General features: G+C 40.2%; 18 protein-coding genes. 3 read left to right on the top strand and 15 right to left on the bottom strand.

Annotated features, from left to right (window positions below):
* Positions 1 to 175: 175 nt before the first annotated feature.
* The 3 genes from CRO56_RS04595 to CRO56_RS04585 all read right to left on the bottom strand — a co-directional run bounded on the left by CRO56_RS04595 (position 176) and on the right by CRO56_RS04585 (position 3,820).
* On the bottom strand, positions 176 to 1,918 hold the full coding sequence (locus CRO56_RS04595; RefSeq protein WP_097157438.1) for an ABC transporter ATP-binding protein: 1,743 nt from the start codon (positions 1,916 to 1,918) through the stop codon (positions 176 to 178).
* A 293-nt stretch (positions 1,919 to 2,211) separates the two neighbouring features.
* Positions 2,212 to 2,541, bottom strand: a complete 330-nt coding sequence (locus tag CRO56_RS04590) for a YolD-like family protein (RefSeq protein WP_097157437.1) — start codon at positions 2,539 to 2,541, stop codon at positions 2,212 to 2,214.
* A 19-nt stretch (positions 2,542 to 2,560) separates the two neighbouring features.
* On the bottom strand, positions 2,561 to 3,820 hold the full coding sequence (locus CRO56_RS04585) for a Y-family DNA polymerase (RefSeq protein WP_097157436.1): 1,260 nt from the start codon (positions 3,818 to 3,820) through the stop codon (positions 2,561 to 2,563).
* A 144-nt stretch (positions 3,821 to 3,964) separates the two neighbouring features.
* On the opposite strand from CRO56_RS04585, the gene CRO56_RS04580 reads away from it, so the two are divergent.
* Complete coding sequence (locus CRO56_RS04580; protein WP_179714170.1) at positions 3,965 to 4,171, top strand: YqzH family protein; 207 nt, start codon at positions 3,965 to 3,967, stop codon at positions 4,169 to 4,171.
* Between the two features lie 627 nt (positions 4,172 to 4,798).
* Here CRO56_RS04580 and CRO56_RS04575 read toward each other — a convergent pair.
* The 3 genes from CRO56_RS04575 to CRO56_RS04565 form a co-directional block, all read right to left on the bottom strand.
* Positions 4,799 to 5,338 (bottom strand): DUF3221 domain-containing protein, encoded by a 540-nt coding sequence (locus CRO56_RS04575; RefSeq protein ID WP_097157434.1) that lies wholly within the window; start codon positions 5,336 to 5,338, stop codon positions 4,799 to 4,801.
* 61 nt (positions 5,339 to 5,399) lie between these two features.
* Positions 5,400 to 6,197: an SDR family NAD(P)-dependent oxidoreductase gene (locus CRO56_RS04570; RefSeq protein WP_097157433.1), complete on the bottom strand. Its 798-nt coding sequence runs from the start codon at positions 6,195 to 6,197 to the stop codon at positions 5,400 to 5,402.
* A gap of 8 nt (positions 6,198 to 6,205) precedes the next feature.
* The gene (locus CRO56_RS04565) at positions 6,206 to 7,141 is read right to left on the bottom strand and encodes an MBL fold metallo-hydrolase (RefSeq protein ID WP_097157432.1); all 936 of its coding nucleotides are present in this window, start codon (positions 7,139 to 7,141) and stop codon (positions 6,206 to 6,208) included.
* 423 nt (positions 7,142 to 7,564) lie between these two features.
* On the opposite strand from CRO56_RS04565, the gene proC reads away from it, so the two are divergent.
* The gene (gene proC, locus CRO56_RS04560) at positions 7,565 to 8,383 is read left to right on the top strand and encodes a pyrroline-5-carboxylate reductase (protein WP_097157431.1); all 819 of its coding nucleotides are present in this window, start codon (positions 7,565 to 7,567) and stop codon (positions 8,381 to 8,383) included.
* A 198-nt stretch (positions 8,384 to 8,581) separates the two neighbouring features.
* On the opposite strand, the gene CRO56_RS04555 is transcribed toward proC, so the two are convergent.
* Complete coding sequence (locus tag CRO56_RS04555; RefSeq protein ID WP_097157430.1) at positions 8,582 to 9,361, bottom strand: TerC family protein; 780 nt, start codon at positions 9,359 to 9,361, stop codon at positions 8,582 to 8,584.
* 379 nt (positions 9,362 to 9,740) lie between these two features.
* Between CRO56_RS04555 and namA the strand changes: the two genes are divergently transcribed.
* Entirely contained in the window at positions 9,741 to 10,760 is a 1,020-nt protein-coding gene (gene namA / locus CRO56_RS04550) for an NADPH dehydrogenase NamA (protein WP_097157429.1), read from the top strand.
* A gap of 74 nt (positions 10,761 to 10,834) precedes the next feature.
* Here namA and CRO56_RS04545 read toward each other — a convergent pair whose 3' ends face one another.
* From CRO56_RS04545 to CRO56_RS04510, 8 genes are all read right to left on the bottom strand, one after another.
* The gene (locus CRO56_RS04545; protein ID WP_097157428.1) at positions 10,835 to 11,002 is read right to left on the bottom strand and encodes an aspartyl-phosphate phosphatase Spo0E family protein; all 168 of its coding nucleotides are present in this window, start codon (positions 11,000 to 11,002) and stop codon (positions 10,835 to 10,837) included.
* A 41-nt stretch (positions 11,003 to 11,043) separates the two neighbouring features.
* Complete coding sequence (locus CRO56_RS04540) at positions 11,044 to 11,907, bottom strand: peptidylprolyl isomerase (protein WP_179714169.1); 864 nt, start codon at positions 11,905 to 11,907, stop codon at positions 11,044 to 11,046.
* Positions 11,908 to 11,936: 29 nt separating this feature from the next.
* Positions 11,937 to 13,199 (bottom strand): S1C family serine protease, encoded by a 1,263-nt coding sequence (locus CRO56_RS04535; RefSeq protein ID WP_179714168.1) that lies wholly within the window; start codon positions 13,197 to 13,199, stop codon positions 11,937 to 11,939.
* A 457-nt stretch (positions 13,200 to 13,656) separates the two neighbouring features.
* The gene (locus tag CRO56_RS04530) at positions 13,657 to 15,072 is read right to left on the bottom strand and encodes a sensor histidine kinase (protein ID WP_097157426.1); all 1,416 of its coding nucleotides are present in this window, start codon (positions 15,070 to 15,072) and stop codon (positions 13,657 to 13,659) included.
* Positions 15,062 to 15,769, bottom strand: a complete 708-nt coding sequence (locus CRO56_RS04525; RefSeq protein ID WP_097157425.1) for a response regulator transcription factor — start codon at positions 15,767 to 15,769, stop codon at positions 15,062 to 15,064. Before CRO56_RS04525 ends, CRO56_RS04530 begins: the two co-directional genes overlap by 11 nt.
* Positions 15,770 to 16,087: 318 nt before the next feature.
* Positions 16,088 to 17,008 carry a ribonuclease Z gene (gene rnz / locus CRO56_RS04520; protein WP_097157424.1) on the bottom strand — a complete coding sequence of 307 codons (921 nt, stop codon included), beginning with the start codon at positions 17,006 to 17,008 and terminating at the stop codon, positions 16,088 to 16,090.
* Between the two features lie 79 nt (positions 17,009 to 17,087).
* Complete coding sequence (locus CRO56_RS04515; protein WP_097157423.1) at positions 17,088 to 19,367, bottom strand: ABC transporter permease; 2,280 nt, start codon at positions 19,365 to 19,367, stop codon at positions 17,088 to 17,090.
* Positions 19,364 to 20,065 (bottom strand): ABC transporter ATP-binding protein, encoded by a 702-nt coding sequence (locus CRO56_RS04510; RefSeq protein WP_097157422.1) that lies wholly within the window; start codon positions 20,063 to 20,065, stop codon positions 19,364 to 19,366. Before CRO56_RS04510 ends, CRO56_RS04515 begins: the two co-directional genes overlap by 4 nt.
* Positions 20,066 to 20,212: the final 147 nt, after the last annotated feature.

Raw genomic sequence — 20,212 nt, 5'->3', positions numbered from 1 at the left:
TTCCGATTCCAATGGTAGGGATTGGAATTTGTTACTTAAGAGCCACCTGAGGCGGTCCTCAACTTTTGCTATAGTAACAAATATGTATAACCGCGAAGCCCTGAGACCCGATTAGATTCTAAGCTAAAAAATAAATCGGCCCTTTTTAAATGAGAGCCGATTTATTTAAAGAAGATTATGATGTGAATTCAAACTGCTTAGTGTACAGGTGTGAATAGGCTCCATCGTTTGCAAGTAACGCATCGTGTGTACCTTGCTCTACAATACCATCCTCAGTTAATACGATAATCCGCCCTGCATTGCGGATAGTTGAAAGGCGATGAGCAATAACAATCGTTGTACGCCCTTTTGCCAACATTTCGAGTGATTTCTTAATGATGCTTTCGCTCTCATTATCTAATGCGCTTGTTGCCTCATCTAAAATAAGAACGGGTGGGTTCTTTAAGAATACACGGGCTATGCTTAGTCTTTGTTTTTGGCCACCAGAAAGTTTGACTCCACGTTGACCAATTTCAGAGTGATACCCGTTTGGCAAGTTCATGATAAAGTCGTGTGCGTTCGCATGCTTAGATGCATTTATAATTTCTTCATCGCTGGCTTGTGGATTTCCGTAACGAATATTTTCCATAACCGTTCCCGTGAAGAGATAAACATCTTGCTGTACAATTCCAATACTTTTTCTTAAAGACTGCAGGTCGATAGTACGGACGTTTATCCCGTCCAGTAATATTTCTCCATCTGTAACTTCATAAAAGCGGGGGATGAGCGAGCAAAATGTCGTTTTTCCCGTACCAGACGGACCAACCAACGCTACATACTCTCCTGGTTGTATACGGAGAGACAGGTTTTCCAAGACATGGTTCAAATGGTCATCGTAACGGAAGGATACATTTTTGAATTCTATTTCACCGTGAACTTCTGCCAGAGTCACAGCATTCGGATTGTCTTCGATTGAGGGTTTTAAATTCATGATTTCCATAAATCGCTGGAAGCCAGTAATTCCTTCTTGAAATTGTGTGCTCATATGAGTCAGTTTTTGAATCGGCTCAATCATAAAGTTGATATACAGTAAAAAAGTGATCAAATCCGCTAAATCCAATGTGTTGTTGACGATACTGGTACTGCCAAAGATAATGACTGTCACCGTAATCAGTTGGATAATCGTTTGTACCCCATTATAAAACTTAGCTTCAGTCTTATAAAATATTTTTCTGCTATCAAGGAAACGATTATTTTCCCGGTTAAACTTCCCAATCTCAACGTGCTCGTTAGCAAACGATTTTACTACGCGGATTCCTGACAGACTATCCTCTACCTGTGCGTTTATGTCCCCAATCCTTTCTTTGTTTCTTCTTAATGCCCTGTTTTCAATCTTATTAAAAAATAGCGAAATGGCTCCTAACAACGGCAGGAAACAGAATACTACAATCGTCAATGGTGCATTAATAAAGAATAAAATTACAAACGCCCCAACAAAGCGGACCAAATATTTGAGATAGTCTTCCGGGCCGTGATGGTATAATTCGGAAAGCAGCAGCAAATCGTTCGTAATTCTCGACATGAGCTGGCCTGTGTTTTCCTTATCGTAAAAGCTGAAGGAAAGTTTTTGCATGTGTGCGAACAGCTCACTGCGCATATCACTTTCCATTCGAGCACCAACTTCATGCCCTTTATAGTCAACAAAATAGTTCCCAATATTCTCAATTGCTACTAAAACAAGCATCAGCCCGCCAATCCAATAAACCTCACTTAGGGCGTTTGCCAAGTCTCCCTCAAGAACCTCTTTCGTTATATACCTGACGAGTAACGGGAATACCAAAGTCATACCCGATACGATAAAGGCGCACACCAATACTAAAAGATACAACTTTAAATACGGTTTGTAATATGATAAAAATTTTTTAATTGGAAAATCCATAAGTTACCCCTTTTTGTGTTATTTAAATAAACACATATAAGGGGGTACACCGTTTACATTTAAGAACGTGTTCCACCCTTATATGTTTGAACGGATTGATATGTCATGTTTTTCATTGAAAGTTCCTCCTTGTTTGTTGATACGAAAATTATATATGATTCACTCAATAATGCACAGAATATTTTTACAATTCATCCCCCTTCATGAACATCATAGACTTTAGGGGGATGTGAACACTCATACTCAAATAATTCTTAAAGTATAAATTAAAAAAGGGTTGCCCCCTTCCTTATTCAAACCGCGGCAATCTGCCCGATTCTTTCGAAAGGAATGAGGACAACCTCTTCATTTTCTCCTTTGAGATATAAACGATGCTGATAAGGATCGACTTTGTAAACCTGCCCTTTTACTGTCTGGTAATGATGGTTTTCAAAATAAGTAACCAGCAAAGGATAGTCACTTGCAATCGCTTCTTCCAACAGCTGATTCATGTGTTCCAGCTGTTGTTCATCTAGCTCTTTTGGTGTTTCATATTTGTCTTCTTCTGCCCAGTCACGCAAGAGCTTTACGTGTTCCGGCAGCATCATCGATGTCCATTTAATTCGTCCGCGATCTCGAAGCATCCGTTTCTTCCTTCTTCCGTTATGATTTGTGACCGCCTACCAGCTTAGAGCGAAAAACGGCAGTCCCTCCTGGTGTATAGGAAACGGCCCGAAGCAGCGCACCCGAGCCGTGACGGCGGCGAATCAGATCCATGGCGTACCCTAACTCCCGGCGTTTCGGTTGATCCGGGTCAAACAAGTTTAATTGCATGCTCTCGTCCGGCACTATATTTGAAAGTGTCACCGCCAGCTGACGAACTGTTTTTTTCTCAAAATTCTCATGAAACAGTTCTAAACATACCCGGTAAAGCTCCATTGTCACATTGGTCGGCTCTGGAATCGAACGGGAGCGGTGAAAACCGCCGCCAAATTCATCTTTGCTGTACCCAACGCTGAGGCTAATCGTCCGGCCTGCCATTTTATGGGTACGTGCTCTTCTCGCCACCTCCTCGCAAATTTCTAAAATAACATGCTTCACCTCCGCCTCATCGGTATAGTCACGAAGCAAAATTTGGCTTTTGCCAAAGCTAATTTGCCCCTCCATAATCGGGGCGCCAATTTCTGATAAATCGATGCCCCAGGCATGGTGGTATAGCTGATTTCCCATGATGCCAAACTTTGCTTCAAGGCGTTCTAAGTCATAATTAGCAAGTTGCCCGACTGTAAAAATCCCCATGCTGTTTAGTCTTTTTTCCATTCTCCGGCCAATTCCCCACATTTCCCTTAAAGGTGTCACGGGCCAAAGCTTTTCGGCTACATCTTCATATCTCCACTCTGCTACGACCTTCTTTTTCGCCTCTAAGTCTAAGCAAAGCTTGGCCAGAAGCATGTTCGGGCCAATTCCGATGGCACAGGGGAGCTGAAATTCACGCTCTAATTCGTCTCTGATTTGATAGGCGACTGTTTTCGCATCACCCCAAAGATGGTTAGCCCCGTCTAGCTGCAGAAAACTTTCATCGACGCTATACGTATGAATCGCTTCCTTTGGCACATAGCGGTGAAAGAGCCGGGTAATCTCAGTTGAAAGCCGGAGATAGGTGGACATTTTCGGCTCGACTATCTCGATCCGCGGATCATTAGGAATTTCAAAGCGCCGGCATCCTGTTTTTATCCCAAACTCACTTTTCAAACGGGGGGAGGCTGCCAATACGATACTTCCCTGACGGTCGACATCACCGACAACAGCCAGGTAACAGGTAAGAGGATCCAACCCTTCTATGACGGCCGAGCAGCTTGCATAAAAGCTCTTCATATCGATGCATAATATCTGTTTCCTCGGAAACAAGCTGTAATCAACCATCTGTTCTTCTCCTCCAAATTTAACCAAACATATGTTCCTATTCATTATATGTATTATTGTAGGGGAATATACGTTCGGATTCAATGGAAATTTTATGGTGGATTTTTCGGTTTGATCTGTATAATACAGGGAGAGGTGTGGCAATTGGATAAAAAATTTATATACAAAATGATTGACGACGCGTTAATTCCCTATATATCAGGGGTAGATGGCTGGGAAATCAGGGATGAGGATTACGAAATTATGTATGATCGAATTATAGAAAGGAAAACACAGGCGAACGCAAATGAGTTATATGAGCTTGTGGAAGATGTGGTGTATGAGTATATAACGAGTGATGCGAATGTATAGGGGGCAAGCTTAGGGAATGCTAGGGCTTATCGGGCTCAAAACTTGAATAATTGGGTTGCATCTTAGGTTAATGGGTGAGAATCCGAATTATTGGGCGGATATCTCAGATAAATGGGCGCGCACCGGACATAATTGGGCGCAAATTCGAATTATTGGGCGACCTCCTCACATAATTGGGCGCGAATCTCGAATTATTGGGCGACCTCCTCACATAATGGGCGCGAATCTTGAATTATTGAGCGACCTCCTCACATAATTGGACGCGAATCTCGAATTATTGAGCGACCTCCTCACATAATTGGACGCAGCTGACATTTGCGGACATAGGATCCGTTATTTCAACAATTATCCCTGTTTCGATGATGTGATAGGACATACGATCCGTTATTTACCGAATTTTTCTTAAAAATCACTGATATTTACCTTAATAAAGGAACCTATGTCCTATAATTTCTAAAATCCCGTATTTTTTCACAAATAGCGGAACTGATGTCCGTTACAAAGTGAAACGCAAGAACCGTCCCCATGTTCCATTCCAAAGTGAAACGCAAGAACCGTCCCCCTGTTTCACCCCTGTTTCAAAATAAAACAACCCGCCAAAATAGCGGGCTGACATTTTTCTTGGTTTTAGGGCTGAAGCTCAAGCTTTTTCGCAGCCGTATCGTAAACATAAACCCGATTCGGCTCAGAACCAGTGGAAACATCTACATGAATCTCATATCCTGTCTCGGTTTTCTTAAATTCCCGGACAATCGTAAATGACTCTAACCCCTCATTTTCGATCTCATCGACGACTAATCGAACGATTTCAGCTTCGGCCTTACTTTCATCATCCGTCAAAACAATTATTTTTTTGGCGCCCGTTTGGCCAGGGTATGATTCTAATATTGGACCGGTTGATTCAGGAATGACACGCATGCCGAGCTCTAAATCTTCAAAGGTAAGTTCTTCTCCCTTATCATTCACGATCGCGGTCTGTTCTTCAATGCCATAGATGATATCCTTAATCAGAACCCTTTTCATCTCTCCTTCAGTTAAAAGATCCGTAATAAACATGGGTTCTGACTCACGATAATCTCCTCCATCTCCGGAAGTTGTATCCCGGGCAGTTCCGCATCCTGCCAAAAACAGGACAGCCGCAATCCCGATAATCCCCTTTTTTAACATATATAAACCCTCCTAAGGCCTCTTTACTTAGTTTGACGAAGGGTTCCCTTCATTTGTTACACTATTTTTTGAAGATAGCTTTTTTGCCAAGTCTCTCAAAAGTACTAGGAAAAAGAGTGAAAAAGACATCACCTAAATTCATCCAGCGCGGTAAGTTGATTTCCCTTGTCCGGCTAAGCATTCTTTTTACGACTGCCGCGGCAACCTGATCACTGGAGAGTATAAACTTTTGCACGTTTTTCACATAGGATCCGCTTTGATCAGCAATATTAAAAAAGTTAGTTTCGATTGGGCCCGGGTTTACTGAGGTCACAAAAATCCCTTCATCCGCTACTTCCATCCTAAGGGCATTGGTGAACCCGAGAACAGCATGTTTAGAAGCCGAATAAACACTAGATTTAGGTGTTGCAATTTTACCGGCAATCGATGCAACGTTAATGATATGTCCTTGTCTTCTTGCTTTCATATTCGGGAGCACCATTTTGGTACACCCGATTAGTCCGATTACATTGGTTTCAAACATGGCTTTTGCATCGTCGAGTTTAGCCTCTTCCACCGTGTCAAATATGCCAAAGCCCGCATTGTTAACGAGAACATCAACATGATGAACGTCAGCTATAATTTCTGCAAAAACCTTTTGAATCTCATCAATATTTGATACATCTAACTTATAAGCCCTTACAGTGACCTGGTGATCCGTTTCGATCTCCTGTTTTAAATTTTGGAGCTTGTCCCAAGACCTAGCTAATATAATCACGTTTGCTCCGCTTTTTGCACATAGAAATGCCATTTTAGCACCAATCCCTGATGATGCTCCAGTAATAACCACATTTTTACCTTTAAGCCGATCATTTAGCATGTATCATATCAATCCTTTATCTGTAATTTAGCCTCTATATAATCTAATTGCCCAACCGTTTCAGAAATAGTAAGGGGGAGCTGTGTTTTATAGGCATGAGGAAACAGCTTTTGACATATTTCAAATACAGACAAGTCCTCGTTCTCCTTAAGCATGCTCCATACCTTGAAAGCCCGTTCTTCTTGAGCTTTCAACCTTTTTTCGACTAAGTCATAAACCCCGCCTTTGATTATATCGCCATGACCCGGATACACGATGCTGGGATTGAGATCTGAGAGGTCTTCTAACGTATGTATATAATCTAACAAAGGTTTATGGCGGTCCCGGCCCTTATTAAATGGGGGCTCCAAGATCGGGTTGGAAGAGATATGGTTCAGAAGCACATCTCCGCCAATAAGAGTCTGATCTTTTTCCCGATACAAACTAATATGGCTCGTCGCATGTCCAGGCGTCTCTAATATCACCCAATCATTTTCTAAAGGAAGAGTCATTCCATCCGTTAACGGGATATCCAGCTTTCGCTGACAAGAATAGTTAAGCGGGCTCATTAATTGATCCAAATAAAAGGAAAACTCCTCGGGAACACCAAACTCAGTAAACCACTCTGCAAATATTTCCCGATGAAAATCCGTAAATTCTTTTGTCCGGTATAGCCATCTGTCTGCAGCGGGATGAGCTAATATAGGTGTCGTTTGCGGAAATTTTTCTACCAAGCCTACATGATCCGGATGATGGTGGGTCAGAACAATTTGATCAATATCATGAAGTGTAATCCCCAACTCGCTAAAGTATTTTTGCATTACATCCCAGGCTTCATTTGTTAAAGCACCGGCATCCACTAAAGTCAGGGCATCCCCCTTTATCAAATAAGCATGAACATCTCCAACCGCAAACGGGGTAGGAAGTGTAATTTGTGCAATTCCTTCGTGCCAGTTTCCCAACATATTTCAGCTGCCTTCCTCTAAAAAATGAATAATCATTCATTTTATTGTACTGCATTTTGTATATTTTGTCATAAAAATAAACTTGATAAAACCCTTGACAAACAGGTCAACTTTTTAGCATAATCTCATATAATATCGTTAAACTTATATTTACGGCAATGAGTAAGGCCAGTAAATAAAACATGATGAAAGAGAGTGAAGTCCAACCGGGGCTGAAAGACTTCACCATCCACTGTTTTATTGAACCTACCTTATGAGCGTTTCAGGACAACCTGAACGGCTGACGCACGTTACACGTCAATGGAGTTGCTCTCAATTTGAGAGAACAAAGGTGGTACCACGGAAGCACAGCTTTTCGTCCTTTATTGGATGGAAAGCTTTTTTTATTGGATTATTTTATAACTAGTTGAAGGAGGAAGAACAATGGAGAAGATTGCATGTATTGGCGCTGGTTCAATGGCTGAATCGATCATAGAAGGAGTATTAGGGCGGGGTCTAGTTTCTCCAGCTTCCCTCTTCGTGACGAACAAACAAGACCATCAGCGCCTCCAATATTTAAAAGAAAAATACAATGTGCAAACGACATATGATCTAGATGAAATACTTACGGATGCCTCATTTATTCTTTTAGCGATGAAGCCAAAGGATGCTCATGAGGCATTAGAAAAAATAAAACCTTTTGTAAAAACGGGATCACTCATTATCTCTGTGTTGGCTGGCATACCAATTGAAACAATTGAAAACACGCTTGGTGAAGGCGTTAAGATTGTTCGGGCTATGCCAAATACGTCTGCCGCGATCGGGAAATCAGCAACAGCGATCGCTCATAATCATTTGGTGAGTCAGGAAGAAGTAGAGGATGTCGTTCAGCTTTTTTCAAGTATTGGCGTTACAGCGGTTGTACACGAAGAAAAATTAGATGCTATAACGGGACTTTCTGGCAGCGGACCAGCCTACATTTACTATATTGTCGAAGCTTTCGAACAATCTGCAAAAGAGTTAGGGCTGGATGAACAAATCGCTAAAACATTTATTATCCAAACCTTAATGGGGGCGGGCGAAATGCTGAATCAGACAAAAAAAGAGCCAGCTGCTTTAAGAAAAGCCGTGACCAGTCCAGGTGGAACAACCGAGGCAGGATTAAAGGTGCTCGAATCGCTTCATGTAAAAGAAGCACTCGTTTCCTGCATAAAAGAAGCAACCCGGCAATCTAAAAAACTCGGTAAAGAATACGTAAAATAAATGTCTCTATCTAAAAAAAGATGAGCAGGACTCAAATGCTCATCTTTTTTACTAATACTGATAGGTTTTGTTCGTTATTTTAATCTGTTTTTAAGGTGAAATCCTCTACTTTTATAATATCAAAGTGAAGATGATGAAACTCATGTGTTTCTCCTTCTTCAGGGAGATGCCCGATTTCCATAAATAATGATTGTAAAATTATAAGCTTCTATTGCCTTCTTGTACTGCCTCAGTTACTTTCGGCCTTGAGAAAAGCCATCCGCCTAGAGCGATCAATACAAGAACAACATAAAAAGTAAATTTCCATTCAGGCGATTCTGCAAAGTGTTCTGAAAGGACACCCAGGCTTGGATGGGAAAGGGTATGGACGGCTAATTTAATGCCTACCCAGCCCACGATCAGGAAGGCGGCAATTTCCAAACCTGGTCGCTCTTGCAGCAATTTAACAAAGAAGTTGGCTGCAAAACGCATGATGATTAAACCGATCACACCGCCTGCAAAGATCACAATAAATTGCCCCCCGTCCAAACCGCCAATAGTCGGGAGCGGTGTACTTGGCAGTGCCATGGCTAACGCTACTGCAGCTAAAATAGAATCAACCGCAAACGCCATATCTGCTAACTCTACTTTAAATACAGTTGCCCATAACCCGCCTTTTGCGAATACCTCATCCTTCTTCTCCGTCTTTTTCACCACTGCTTTACGGAAGATATGGTTAATGGCGATAAAGAGAAGATAAAGCGCACCGATTGCCTGAACCTGCCAGACATTGACGAGAAACGAAATCGCGAATAATGCTAAGAAACGCAGGATAAAAGCACCAGCCAATCCGTAGAACAAGGCTTTTTTTCGTTCTTCCTCCGGTAAATGCTTGACCATAATGGCAAGCACTAATGCATTATCGGCGGCCAATAGTCCCTCTAACGCAACTAAGACTAGCAATACCCAGCCGTACTCTGCTAACAATGATAATTCCATTTGCTCTCCTCCAATCTTTGTTTGACAACTTAGCTTGTAAAAGATTTATATAAAAAATGACCTTTACCCGATCAGGTAAAGGCCATATAAAAAGAGACCTCTACACTGAAGTAAAGGTCTCGCTAACAACGTCCTAGTTGCCAACAAAGCCGAGGATCAAATCCCGTAATGACGACTTTTATTGCACAGCTACTCCCCTTTAATAAAAGGTAAAGTATTCATTTATAATTTCATTATATAAGTTCATTTGTAGTTTTTCAAGTTATTAATCTATGATAATAATAGGCATCATCACTCTTGCAAAAAATTTCAATTTTGACCAGAAACTTGCTATACTTTTTTTTGTATATAGGAATCCCACATAAAGGAGGCTACATTGATGAAAACGAAGTTATTTTCTCCATATACGGTAAAAGGTGTTACGTTAAAGAATAGAATTGTGATGTCACCGATGTGTATGTACTCTTCACATGAAGAAGATGGGATGGTGCAAAACTGGCATTATACTCACTACACTAGCCGTGCTGTAGGTCAAGTAGGCCTGATTATGGTTGAGGCGACCGCTGTAACTCCGCAAGGCCGCATTTCACCTCAGGATTTAGGGATTTGGTCAGACGATCATGTAGAAGGATTAGCAAAGCTAGTATCCTTGATGAAGGAACACGGAGCGAAAACGAGCATTCAGCTCGCACATGCAGGAAGAAAAGCCACAGTAGATGGGGACATTTATTCAGCATCTGCGCTTCCATTTAATGAAAATTTCAAAACTCCTAAAGAGCTATCAAAGGACGAAATTGCCGAGGTTGTTGGCGCTTTCAAAGAAGGAGCACAGCGTGCCATCCGGGCTGGCTTTGACATATTAGAAATTCATGGAGCCCATGGATACTTAATTAACCAATTTCTTTCCCCGCTTTCAAATATGCGGACAGATGAATATGGAGGAACTGCGGAAAATCGCTATCGTTTATTAAGAGAAGTCATAGATGTGATTCGGTCGATTTGGGATGGTCCGCTGTTTGTTAGGGTATCCGCCAAAGACTATCACAATGAAGGTTTGGATGTGGAAGATTACGTTACGTTTTGCCGCTGGATGAAAGAACAGGATGTGGACCTCATTGACGTCAGTTCAGGAGCTATCGTACCAGCTAAAATTAAGGCCTTTCCGGGGTATCAGGTAAAATTAGCAGAAACAATCAAACATGGGGCAGAAATCGATACAGGAGCTGTTGGCCTGATTACAAAAGCCGCACAAGCGGAAGAAATCCTGCAAAATGACCGGGCTGACTTAATTTTTCTGGCAAGGGAGCTATTGCGCGATCCATACTGGCCGCGAACTGCGGCGAAAGAACTCGGTGAGGAAATAGAAGGACCTGTTCAGTACGAGCGAGGCTGGCAATAACATATGGATCACAAAAGAAGTCACCGAACAGGTGACTTCTTCATTTATTTAAACTTTATAGGGGGAAATCATGATTAAGATTTTTTCGCTAATGTTTTTTCTTCCATAACCTGATTTAAGACCCGATCTAATTCACGGCTAATCTTTAAGGTTTCAGGCGACTGAATTCCTTTATAAGACGCTGTATCGATTAGTCTCTGTCTTAATGCTTCAATTTTCACTGTGACTTCATCTCTGTCCAAATAATCGCCACTTTCGTTTTTAGGTAAATAAGCAATGTTGCCTACTTTAGAAAGGTTTCAATTTCATAGTCGCCTTTTAGACTTTCCAACCATGTGGAATATTGGGCAGAAACTTCTTCATCAAACAGCGTTTGTTCGATTTCTTCTTTACTTTCCTCAAAATTGGCCTCTTTTGCCTCCTGCTTATCTGTAACTTTTATAATATGGAAACCATGCTCTGTTTCAACTGGATCACTAACTTGATTGACTTCGAGTGAGAAAGCTGCCTCTTCAAAGGCTTCTGCCATTTCTCCTCTTCCAAAGAAGCCAAGGTCACCACCCGCCTCAGCATTAGCAGTATCTGTGGAATATTCTTGTGCTAACGCCGCAAAATCCTCGCCTGAATCCAGTTTTTCCTTGACTTCTTGAGCAGTTGCTTCATCCTCTACTAAAATATGACTTGCTTCAACTTGTTCTGCCTGGGCAAACATATCTTTATTTTCTTCAAAGTAAGTTTGCATTTCTTCCTCTGTAATCTCAATTTGTGGTGCCATCAACTTTTCTGTAAGCAGGTAAGTTTTAATGTCACTTTTGAGTGAATCTAAGGAGACCCCGCTTGATTCTAATACCATATTAAAATTTTCTTCTCCGCCATATGAATCCATTAAAACCTGGACTTCTTCATTTATCTCTTCAGCCGAAACGGAAACATTTTGTTTTTCGCTTTCTAATTCGATAATTTCATTCGTTATCAGTAAATCCAGGGCACTATTGCCGTATTGTGTAACTAACAGATCATAGAGTTCATCCTCTGAAATATCATTTCCATTGACACTGGCTACTGCTTTATCTCTTGAAAAGGCTACTCCCAAAATAACTGTGAGCATCACCATCATTCCGAGTATAATAAAAATAACTTTTTTCATTGTAATCTCCTTTTTTGGCTTCGATTCTTTTATATTCCCTGCTGATCACTTGTTAAAGTTAAGGTCACAGCTGTTGGTTCTCCATCACGATAAATGCCCAGTTCTACTTCATCTCCTACATCTAGCTTAGTATATAAATATTTTCTTAGATCATTGGAGTTTTCCACCTTTTCTCCGTTTATAGAGACAATCACATCTTGGACTTTTATTCCTGCTCTTGCCGCGGAAGATTCTGGGTCGATATTTACGACAACTGCTCCTGCTGTTATATCTTCAGGCAAATCCTGTATATACATACGCGGTATTTCTTCTATGCTTGCCAAGCTAACCCCAAGATAAGGACGTACAACTTCTCCATTCTCGATAATCTCATTAACAATCGGGATAAAATCATTGCTCGGGATTGCGAACCCAAGCCCTTCTACACCGTTTTCCGAAATTTTTAAGCTATTGATCCCAATGACTTCACCCTTTGTATTAATCAATGCTCCGCCACTATTTCCGGGATTAATCGCAGCATCAGTCTGGATTACATTTAAATCCCACTCGCCAGCAGATGTTGATACTGTAATCGACCTGTCAACCGCACTGACAATCCCTTGTGTTACGGTGCGTGATAAATCGAGCCCAAGCGGATTCCCGATCGCTAACACCTGATCGCCAGGACGTAATGTAGATGAATCACCAAAGTCAACAACCGTTGTTACGTGTTCAGCATCAATTTCAAGTACAGCAAGGTCTGTCAATGCATCGGCCCCCACTAACTTAGCAGAAGTTTTTTCGCCATTATGCAGGGAAACTTCTACTTCGTTGGCTCCTTCTATCACATGATTGTTGGTGACAATATAGGCACGATCCCCTTCCTTCCGAAAAATAATACCTGATCCTGTACCGCTTTCGACACTTTGACTGCTGTTAGAAAAATAATTTCTTTGCTGCTGGATATTAACAATCCCAACAATTGCCTGAGAAGCCTTCTCCACAATATCTGCTATCGATGCATTTCCATTAGAAACTTGAGTGGTCTGGATCGAATCAGAATTTGTTGCAATCTCATTGGAAGCTGCAGTTTCGTTATTTGCAGCTTTTTCTGCTGAAAATGAATCGGTGTAGGAAACAACACCAAGAGTCAGAGCAGAACCAATAACTCCTGCAGTTAACGAAGATAAAAATGCCTTGCCTTTTCCGTTTCGCCTGATCTCATTTATTTGCTGTTCTCTTTTACCCGCTGGTACTTCTACTTGATTTTCATTTTCGGTTGAAACTTGATAATCATTGTCCATTTGAACCATATCTGTGCCTCCCTTGTAGAAATATCTATGCCTTGAACAAGGTGAAAACGAGCTATTTCTTTTGTGTACATTAAAAGATTACCTAGAAAATATGACCAAACTATGAACAAACTTTTAAAAGACGGGGAAAGTTTATAGACAGAGTCGGAATGAGGAAAGAGATAGGTTAACGGAAAAATGAATTTCTGAACTTTGCAGGTGTTGATGGAGGGGTTAAACTTCCAACTTTTTGGAGCGGAAATCCGTGGATTGGAGCGCTACTTATTCGTTTAGAGCAGTTTTTTCTCTATTTGAGCGGCTCCCCCTTTTTTTCGAGCAGCTTACTCTCTTTTTGGAGCACCCCACCTTCGATTCGAGCAATTTTCTCTCTTTTGGAGCAGTCTCTCTCTGATTGGAGCGCAATCATTATATAAAATATAAAAGCAGCTGCATGGAAACCTGCAGCTGCTGTTCATCATTATTTTTTATTTAGAAGTGGAAAACGAATCACAAACTTCGTTCCTTTTCCTTTTTCACTAGTTACTTTAATCGATCCATTGTGAAGAAGAACAAGCTGTTTTACAATCGATAATCCTAACCCGAATTCTCCATACGGATTTGTTTTTCTAGATATATCTGCTCTATAGAAACGGTCCCAAATTTTTTCTACCTCTTGCGGATCGATTCCAATACCTGTGTCTTCAATTTCTATAACAGTCTCTTTATCAGCTGATTTACCGCGAAGGTAGATCGTTCCATCCTCAGTAAATTGAATACTGTTTTTCGTGATATTTATTAAAATTTGAATCAGTCGATCATAATCAGCATGAACAATCAGATCTTCTTGTACATCTACCATGATCTGATTGTTTTTTTCATCCGCCTGAAACTGTAATTGTTCTTTGATTATTTCCATCACTTCAGACAGTTGGATATCTACTTTATAAAGCTTTACTTGATTCGACCTGATTTTGTCATAATCCAGATTTTCATTTACAAGGCGAATAAGGCGATTCGTTTCCTGACTAACTAATTGAATCCCTTTCTCCTTTTTCTCTTCAGGGATCATGTCATTATTCAAGCCTTCTATCACGCCTCGAATCGTGGTCAGCGGCGTTCTTAATTCATGCGATACATCCGACATAAATTGTCTTCTTCTGTTTTCTAAGCTTTTAATCTCTTCCATCGAGTCATTTAATTTTTTTACCATTTGATTGAAATCATTAGATAATTCTCCAATCTCATCGAAGGTCGAGGATGGAAGATGAACAGAATAGTCACCTGATGCAACTAAGGAGGTTGCCTTTCTTATTCGTGTAATTCGTTTAACGTGAATATAAGATAACAGCGAGCTTAGCAATAAAGAAGCAGCTAAAGCAATTAGAACAGCAATCGATAAAAACTGATTCATTTCACTGATCATTTCTCTCGTGCCGCTAATCGGAGAGATTAATAATATACCGCCGAGAAACACTCCATTTTTAAAATAGGGCAAAGCCACAAGGGAGACATCTTGTTCAAATCGTTTAAGATCCTGTCTGACTTCAACAATTTTTCCAGATTTTAATAGATTCCACTCCCTCTCGGTAAGTCTGTCTTTCGTGATAAACCAATCTCCCGCATAAAGGATTGTGCTTTTATCATCAAAAACGGCAAATAAAATATCACGGTCATTTAGGACATGATAATACTGATTTAAAATATTCTCTCTTCCGAATAGCGTCCTATCAAATTCCCAAAGAATATTTTCTCCATACGTAATTAATTCATCTGCTTTATTTTCATAGACAATCCTCTCCATGTACTGGGTAAAAAGCAGGCTCAAAACTAAAAACGCGACAACAATGACACTAATATGACTAATAATTTGCTGATAAAAATATTTAATTTTCATCCTTTTCAACCGTTTCTTCAAATTTATAGCCGACTCCCCAGACAGTATGGAAAAGGGTGTATGAATAGTTCTCTAATTTTTTTCGCAGCCTTTTTATATGGACATCAACCGTTCGTTCGTCCCCATAAAATTGATAGCCCCATACTCGTTCTAAAAGCTGTTCTCTTGAAAATACTTGACGGGGATGCTTCACAAAAAAATAAAGCAAATCAAATTCCTTCGGTGTTAGATTTGTAATTAGGTGATCCTTAAGGTATACCTCTCTTGTTTCTTTATTTACTCTCAGGAACTTCGTTTTATAGGGAGATTGGCTGATTCCCTCTTCGTGATGAGCCTGCTTATATCTTCTGCTAACTGCCTTAATTCTAGCCATTAGCGCTAACGGACTAAAAGGTTTAGTGACATAATCATCAGCCCCCATCTCAAGTCCAAGTACCTGATCGGACTCACTGTCCTTCGCAGTAAGCATTATAATCGGAATCTCCTTATTCTCTTCCCGTATCTTCCGGCAAAGCGTGACTCCATCCATTCCGGGGAGCATCCAATCGATGATGAGCAAATCCCAATGATCTGTTTTATAACAGTCATACCCTTGTATTCCATTATTGACAAACTCACCATCAATCCCTTCCTTCGAAAAGAACATCTCAATCATTGAACAGACACTTTGATTATCTTCAATGACTAAAATTTTCATTTGATGCCTCCCCCTTTTCTTTAATCTAATCAGAAATTTTAGTTTCAACATAAAACGTAAACTTTTAAGAATCAACTCTTATTGAAATCTTTCTTTATTTATTCATGGTTTGGTCATAGTTTGGTCATATTTGCTTATGGAACGAAAGCAGAAACGGTTTCGAGCTTGTTTATGGACGAATCGAGCGAGGCTATCAACCGTTTTTGTCCGTTTATCAACAAATGTAGCGTAACTATCAACGAATCCAGTCCACTAATCAACGGGTCAAACAGATTTATCAATAACTCTAATCCTTTTATCAACGATTCCCTTTAATGATCATTGCCTAAGCACTTCAATCTCCAAGAAATCATAAGCAGCAACGACATCGGGAAAATATTGCTCCGCTTCCTTTGTTAACTCTGGCAAATCTTCAAATTGAAAGCGGGCACTAAAATGGGTCATACACAGTTTTCCAGCATTAGCCTCACTAGCAACTAAGGCTGCCTGTTTAGTTGTCGAGTGAAAATAATTTCTGGCCATTTCTTCTGCATCTGCAGAAAATGTGGCTTCATGTACAACGATATTGGCATTTTGGCTTAACTCAATTGCTGTCTGACATGGAACCGTGTCTCCTAAAATAGTAACAATTCTTCCTTTAATGGCAGGACCGACAAAATCCTTCCCGTCTAGAATTTTCCCTTCATATTCGACTGATTCTCCATTTTTTAACTGTTGATAGATTGGGCCGGGTTCGATGCCAATTTCTTTTAATTTATCAACTAATAGCGGACCAGGCTGATCTTTTTCAGTAACTCGAAATCCATAGGAAGGCATTCCATGTTGAAGCGGTAAGACTTTTACTTGCCAGCATTCATCTTCAAAAATAATCCCGCTCGTAAATTCTTCTATGTGTAATGGATAGTTAAGATGTGTTCCAGAAAGACGAAGACTTGTTTCAATATACTCTTTAATCCCTTCGGGTCCATAGACCGTTAGGCGATCGACGCCACCCTGAAACGAACGGCTGCCTAGTAAACCGGGTAATCCGAAAATATGATCGCCATGCAAATGGGTAATAAAGATTTTTTCAATTTTTCTTGGTTTTAAACTCGTATGTAAAATTTGATGCTGGGTTGCTTCTCCACAGTCAAATAACCACACCGTCCCTCTTTCCGCTAACAGCTTAAGTGCAATAGAGGTAACATTACGCATTTTCGAAGGGACTCCGGAACCTGTCCCTAAAAATAATAATTCCATGAGAACTACCTCGACTTTCTAATATCAACCAAGCCGAACTCGTATACGAGCTCGGCTTGATAACATCATACCATATTCATTAGTCTTGACGTGTCATAACTTCTTGAAGCGAAATTTTACCGATCTTCCGTTTGGAAACAAACAGCGATAATTGATAGGTTAACAGCATAATGAGAAGCCCTGCGGCTAGCCATATCGGACTTAACTCTACCGGCAGGGCGAAGCTGGTTTCGCCGGCTAAATATTTCACAATACTCTCCATTGCCATCAGTGAAAGCGGAATGGAAAGAAGGTATCCAACAATCACTACTGCCGTATAAAGATTTAATACCATTTTTGCGACTGCTTTATTTTCATATCCCAATACTTTTAGCATAGAGATCGTGTACGTATTTTCTTCTAAAATCATATTTGTCAACAATGACATAATTAATACCCCAATAAAGATCGCTATTCCTGCAGTAATCAAAATCGAGTATCGCGATGGTCCCATCATGCTTTCAAATGAATCGACAATTTCTGTTTTATCTTCCATCATAAAAATGGCACTTTGATCGTCTGGCTCTTCCATTGTCCATTTTCCTGTATACGTATGTTCAGGAAACCCAGCCAACTCATTTAAAACAGCCCTGTCTGTATAAATAGAAGCGCCGGTGTATGATTCAACGATCCCAGTAATTGCAAAAGTCATGGCCTCACTATTGGTCGAGCTGATCAGAGAGATTTCATCACCAACTTCTAAATCATGGGTGTATGCAACCACTTGGTTGATTATGACTCCGCCAGCTAAAGCTTTGGCAATATCACCATTGGTTTCACCAACTGAAAGATCCACTAGAGTAACTGAAGGGTCAACCCCATAAAAAGCCACGGTTTGGTGTGCAACAGATTTCTCCTGATCATTATCTTTTATTGAGTCCAACTCTGCCTGAATTAATGTAAACGGTTCATCGTCTGTCAAACGCTGATCGGTTTGAATACCACTGTAATGAACAGCATAATTATATTTATTTACATTTTGATAGGTATCTGTAAAAAGTGTATCCATCGAATTCATGCTCAAAAATCCGAATAGTAACGTGACTGATGAAAAAATAGAACCAACCAGCATATAAAACACACGGCTCTTGCTGCGAAGCAGCGCACGAATCCGATACTTCGTTTGAAAATTAGAAAAACGGGAAACAACCCAATTTCCTTGCAGAGTATTTTGCTTCAGTTCGCCTGAAGCGGAACCTTTCATTAAAGAGAGCAGGTCACTCGAAACTTTTCGATAGATTGCGATCCCGCTAATCAAAAGGATTAAAAAGACTGGGACTGTGATGGCCCATAAAAATATAAACGGATTTCCGACTGATGTAATTGGCGGAATATGATAAAAGTCGGTATACAAAACCTGAACCGGAGTAGAAAGCAGCCACCCTGCTGCACCTCCTAATATTGTACCTGCCAGTCCTACTAATAAGGGTAAAGAGATGTAAGCTTTTAATAATTCTCCTTTAGTAAATCCCAATGCCTTTAAAGTTCCGATCTGTTTCCGTTCCCATTCGATCTGCTTCGCTGCAAGCAATGTAACCATCATGATCGCCAAAAGTGTAATAATCAAAGGCAGCAGGGCGGAAAAGCTTTTGGAACCTTCTACCTCTGTTTCAAAAGTGGAAATGCCAGGATTTTCACTAGCGTTGACCCATTTTAAAACAGGTACAACATCATTAATTTCCTTCTTCAGTTTAGTGAGGTCGGTATTTTGTTCGATGACCCCCATATACTGAGTGATCAAGGGCAATCCAGTAGCAGCTAACCCTGCTTCTGTCATTACACTCACACCAAAGGAACCCGGCATTGATAAAAGATTGGCTTCATTTTCAACAGGGTATACATAATCAGGCAAATAGACAAGACCCGATATCGTGTAAGACTCTCCATTGAAGTGAATCAATTCTCCTACATTCAAACTTAGTAACCCTGCGAATTTTTCTGATAAAGCAATCTCATTCTCAGATTGAGGCAGCTCCCCCTCGGAAACATAGGGGAGATTCACTTCATTTGACACAGTTAAAATTCTTAATGTTTCTTCCCCTTCTAATGAAACATCTGCGAAAGACCGTTTTTCAAGCTGTATCGACAATTCTTCTTCTAATCTATCAGCTTGTGATTCTTCTATTTTGTTTGCGGCAATAAAATGAAAGTCTTCCTGAACGTAATCCTCATTAAAAATCCGGTAGCTTTTATCTAAGCTTGAAAGAGAATTAGTCATCATAATATAGAGCATAACAGCAATGAAAAGGAGAAGGATAGCCCCAATCGACTGAACTTTTCTCTTCCAAACTGTACGAAATACCCCTCTTTGCAGACTCATACCCAATTCACCTGCTTCGCTGGAATCGGCTCGTTATTCTCCGTTTGAGAAACAATTTCACCGCTTTTCATTTTTAGTATGATATGAGCAATTTCACTTATGCCTGGATTATGCGTGATAATTAAAATAGTTGTTCCATACTGTTCCTGAACTTTCTGTAATAACTCTAGCACCATTTTTCCTGTTGTTTCATCCAAAGCTCCTGTAGGTTCATCACATAAAAGAATAGAAGGATTTTTTATAATAGCTCGGGCAATCGCTGTCCGCTGCTGCTCCCCGCCGCTTAGCTGATGCGGAAATTTATCTTTTTTATCTAGCATTCCAACCCCTTCTAACACTTCTTCAATGGAAAGGGGATTTTTACTAATTTGTGCTCCAACTTCAACATTCTCATAAACTGTCAGACTAGGAATTAAGTTATATGCCTGAAAAATAAAGCCGACTTCTTCTCTTCGGAATTGAGTAAGCTTTTTGTCTGTAGCTTTGGCTATATCCCAGCCATTCACAGAAACCATTCCTTCGTCAGGCTGATCGATTCCACCAATTATATTTAATAATGTGGATTTGCCTGAACCAGATGGGCCTAACAGAACGACCATTTTCGCATCAGGAATTTCAACTTCCACATCTTTTAAAGCTTTTACTTTTAATTCACCCGACTGATATGTTTTGGTAACCTTTTTCAATTGTACACCCATTTTCACTCACCTCTTGTATTTGACTCGCTTACTCCATCAATCTTACATGAAAAAATATCCAGAAACAATAAATTTATGAAATATTTACATTAAAATATTTCATAAATTACATATATTCCTTTAACTAAGGTTAAATAACAATTTTTC

Source organism: Bacillus oleivorans (assembly GCF_900207585.1).
Taxonomy (GTDB): Bacteria; Bacillota; Bacilli; order Bacillales; family JC228; genus Bacillus_BF; species Bacillus_BF oleivorans.
The sequence above is the reverse complement of the archived record's forward strand: the minus strand, read 5'-3'. Positions and strand labels throughout refer to the sequence as shown.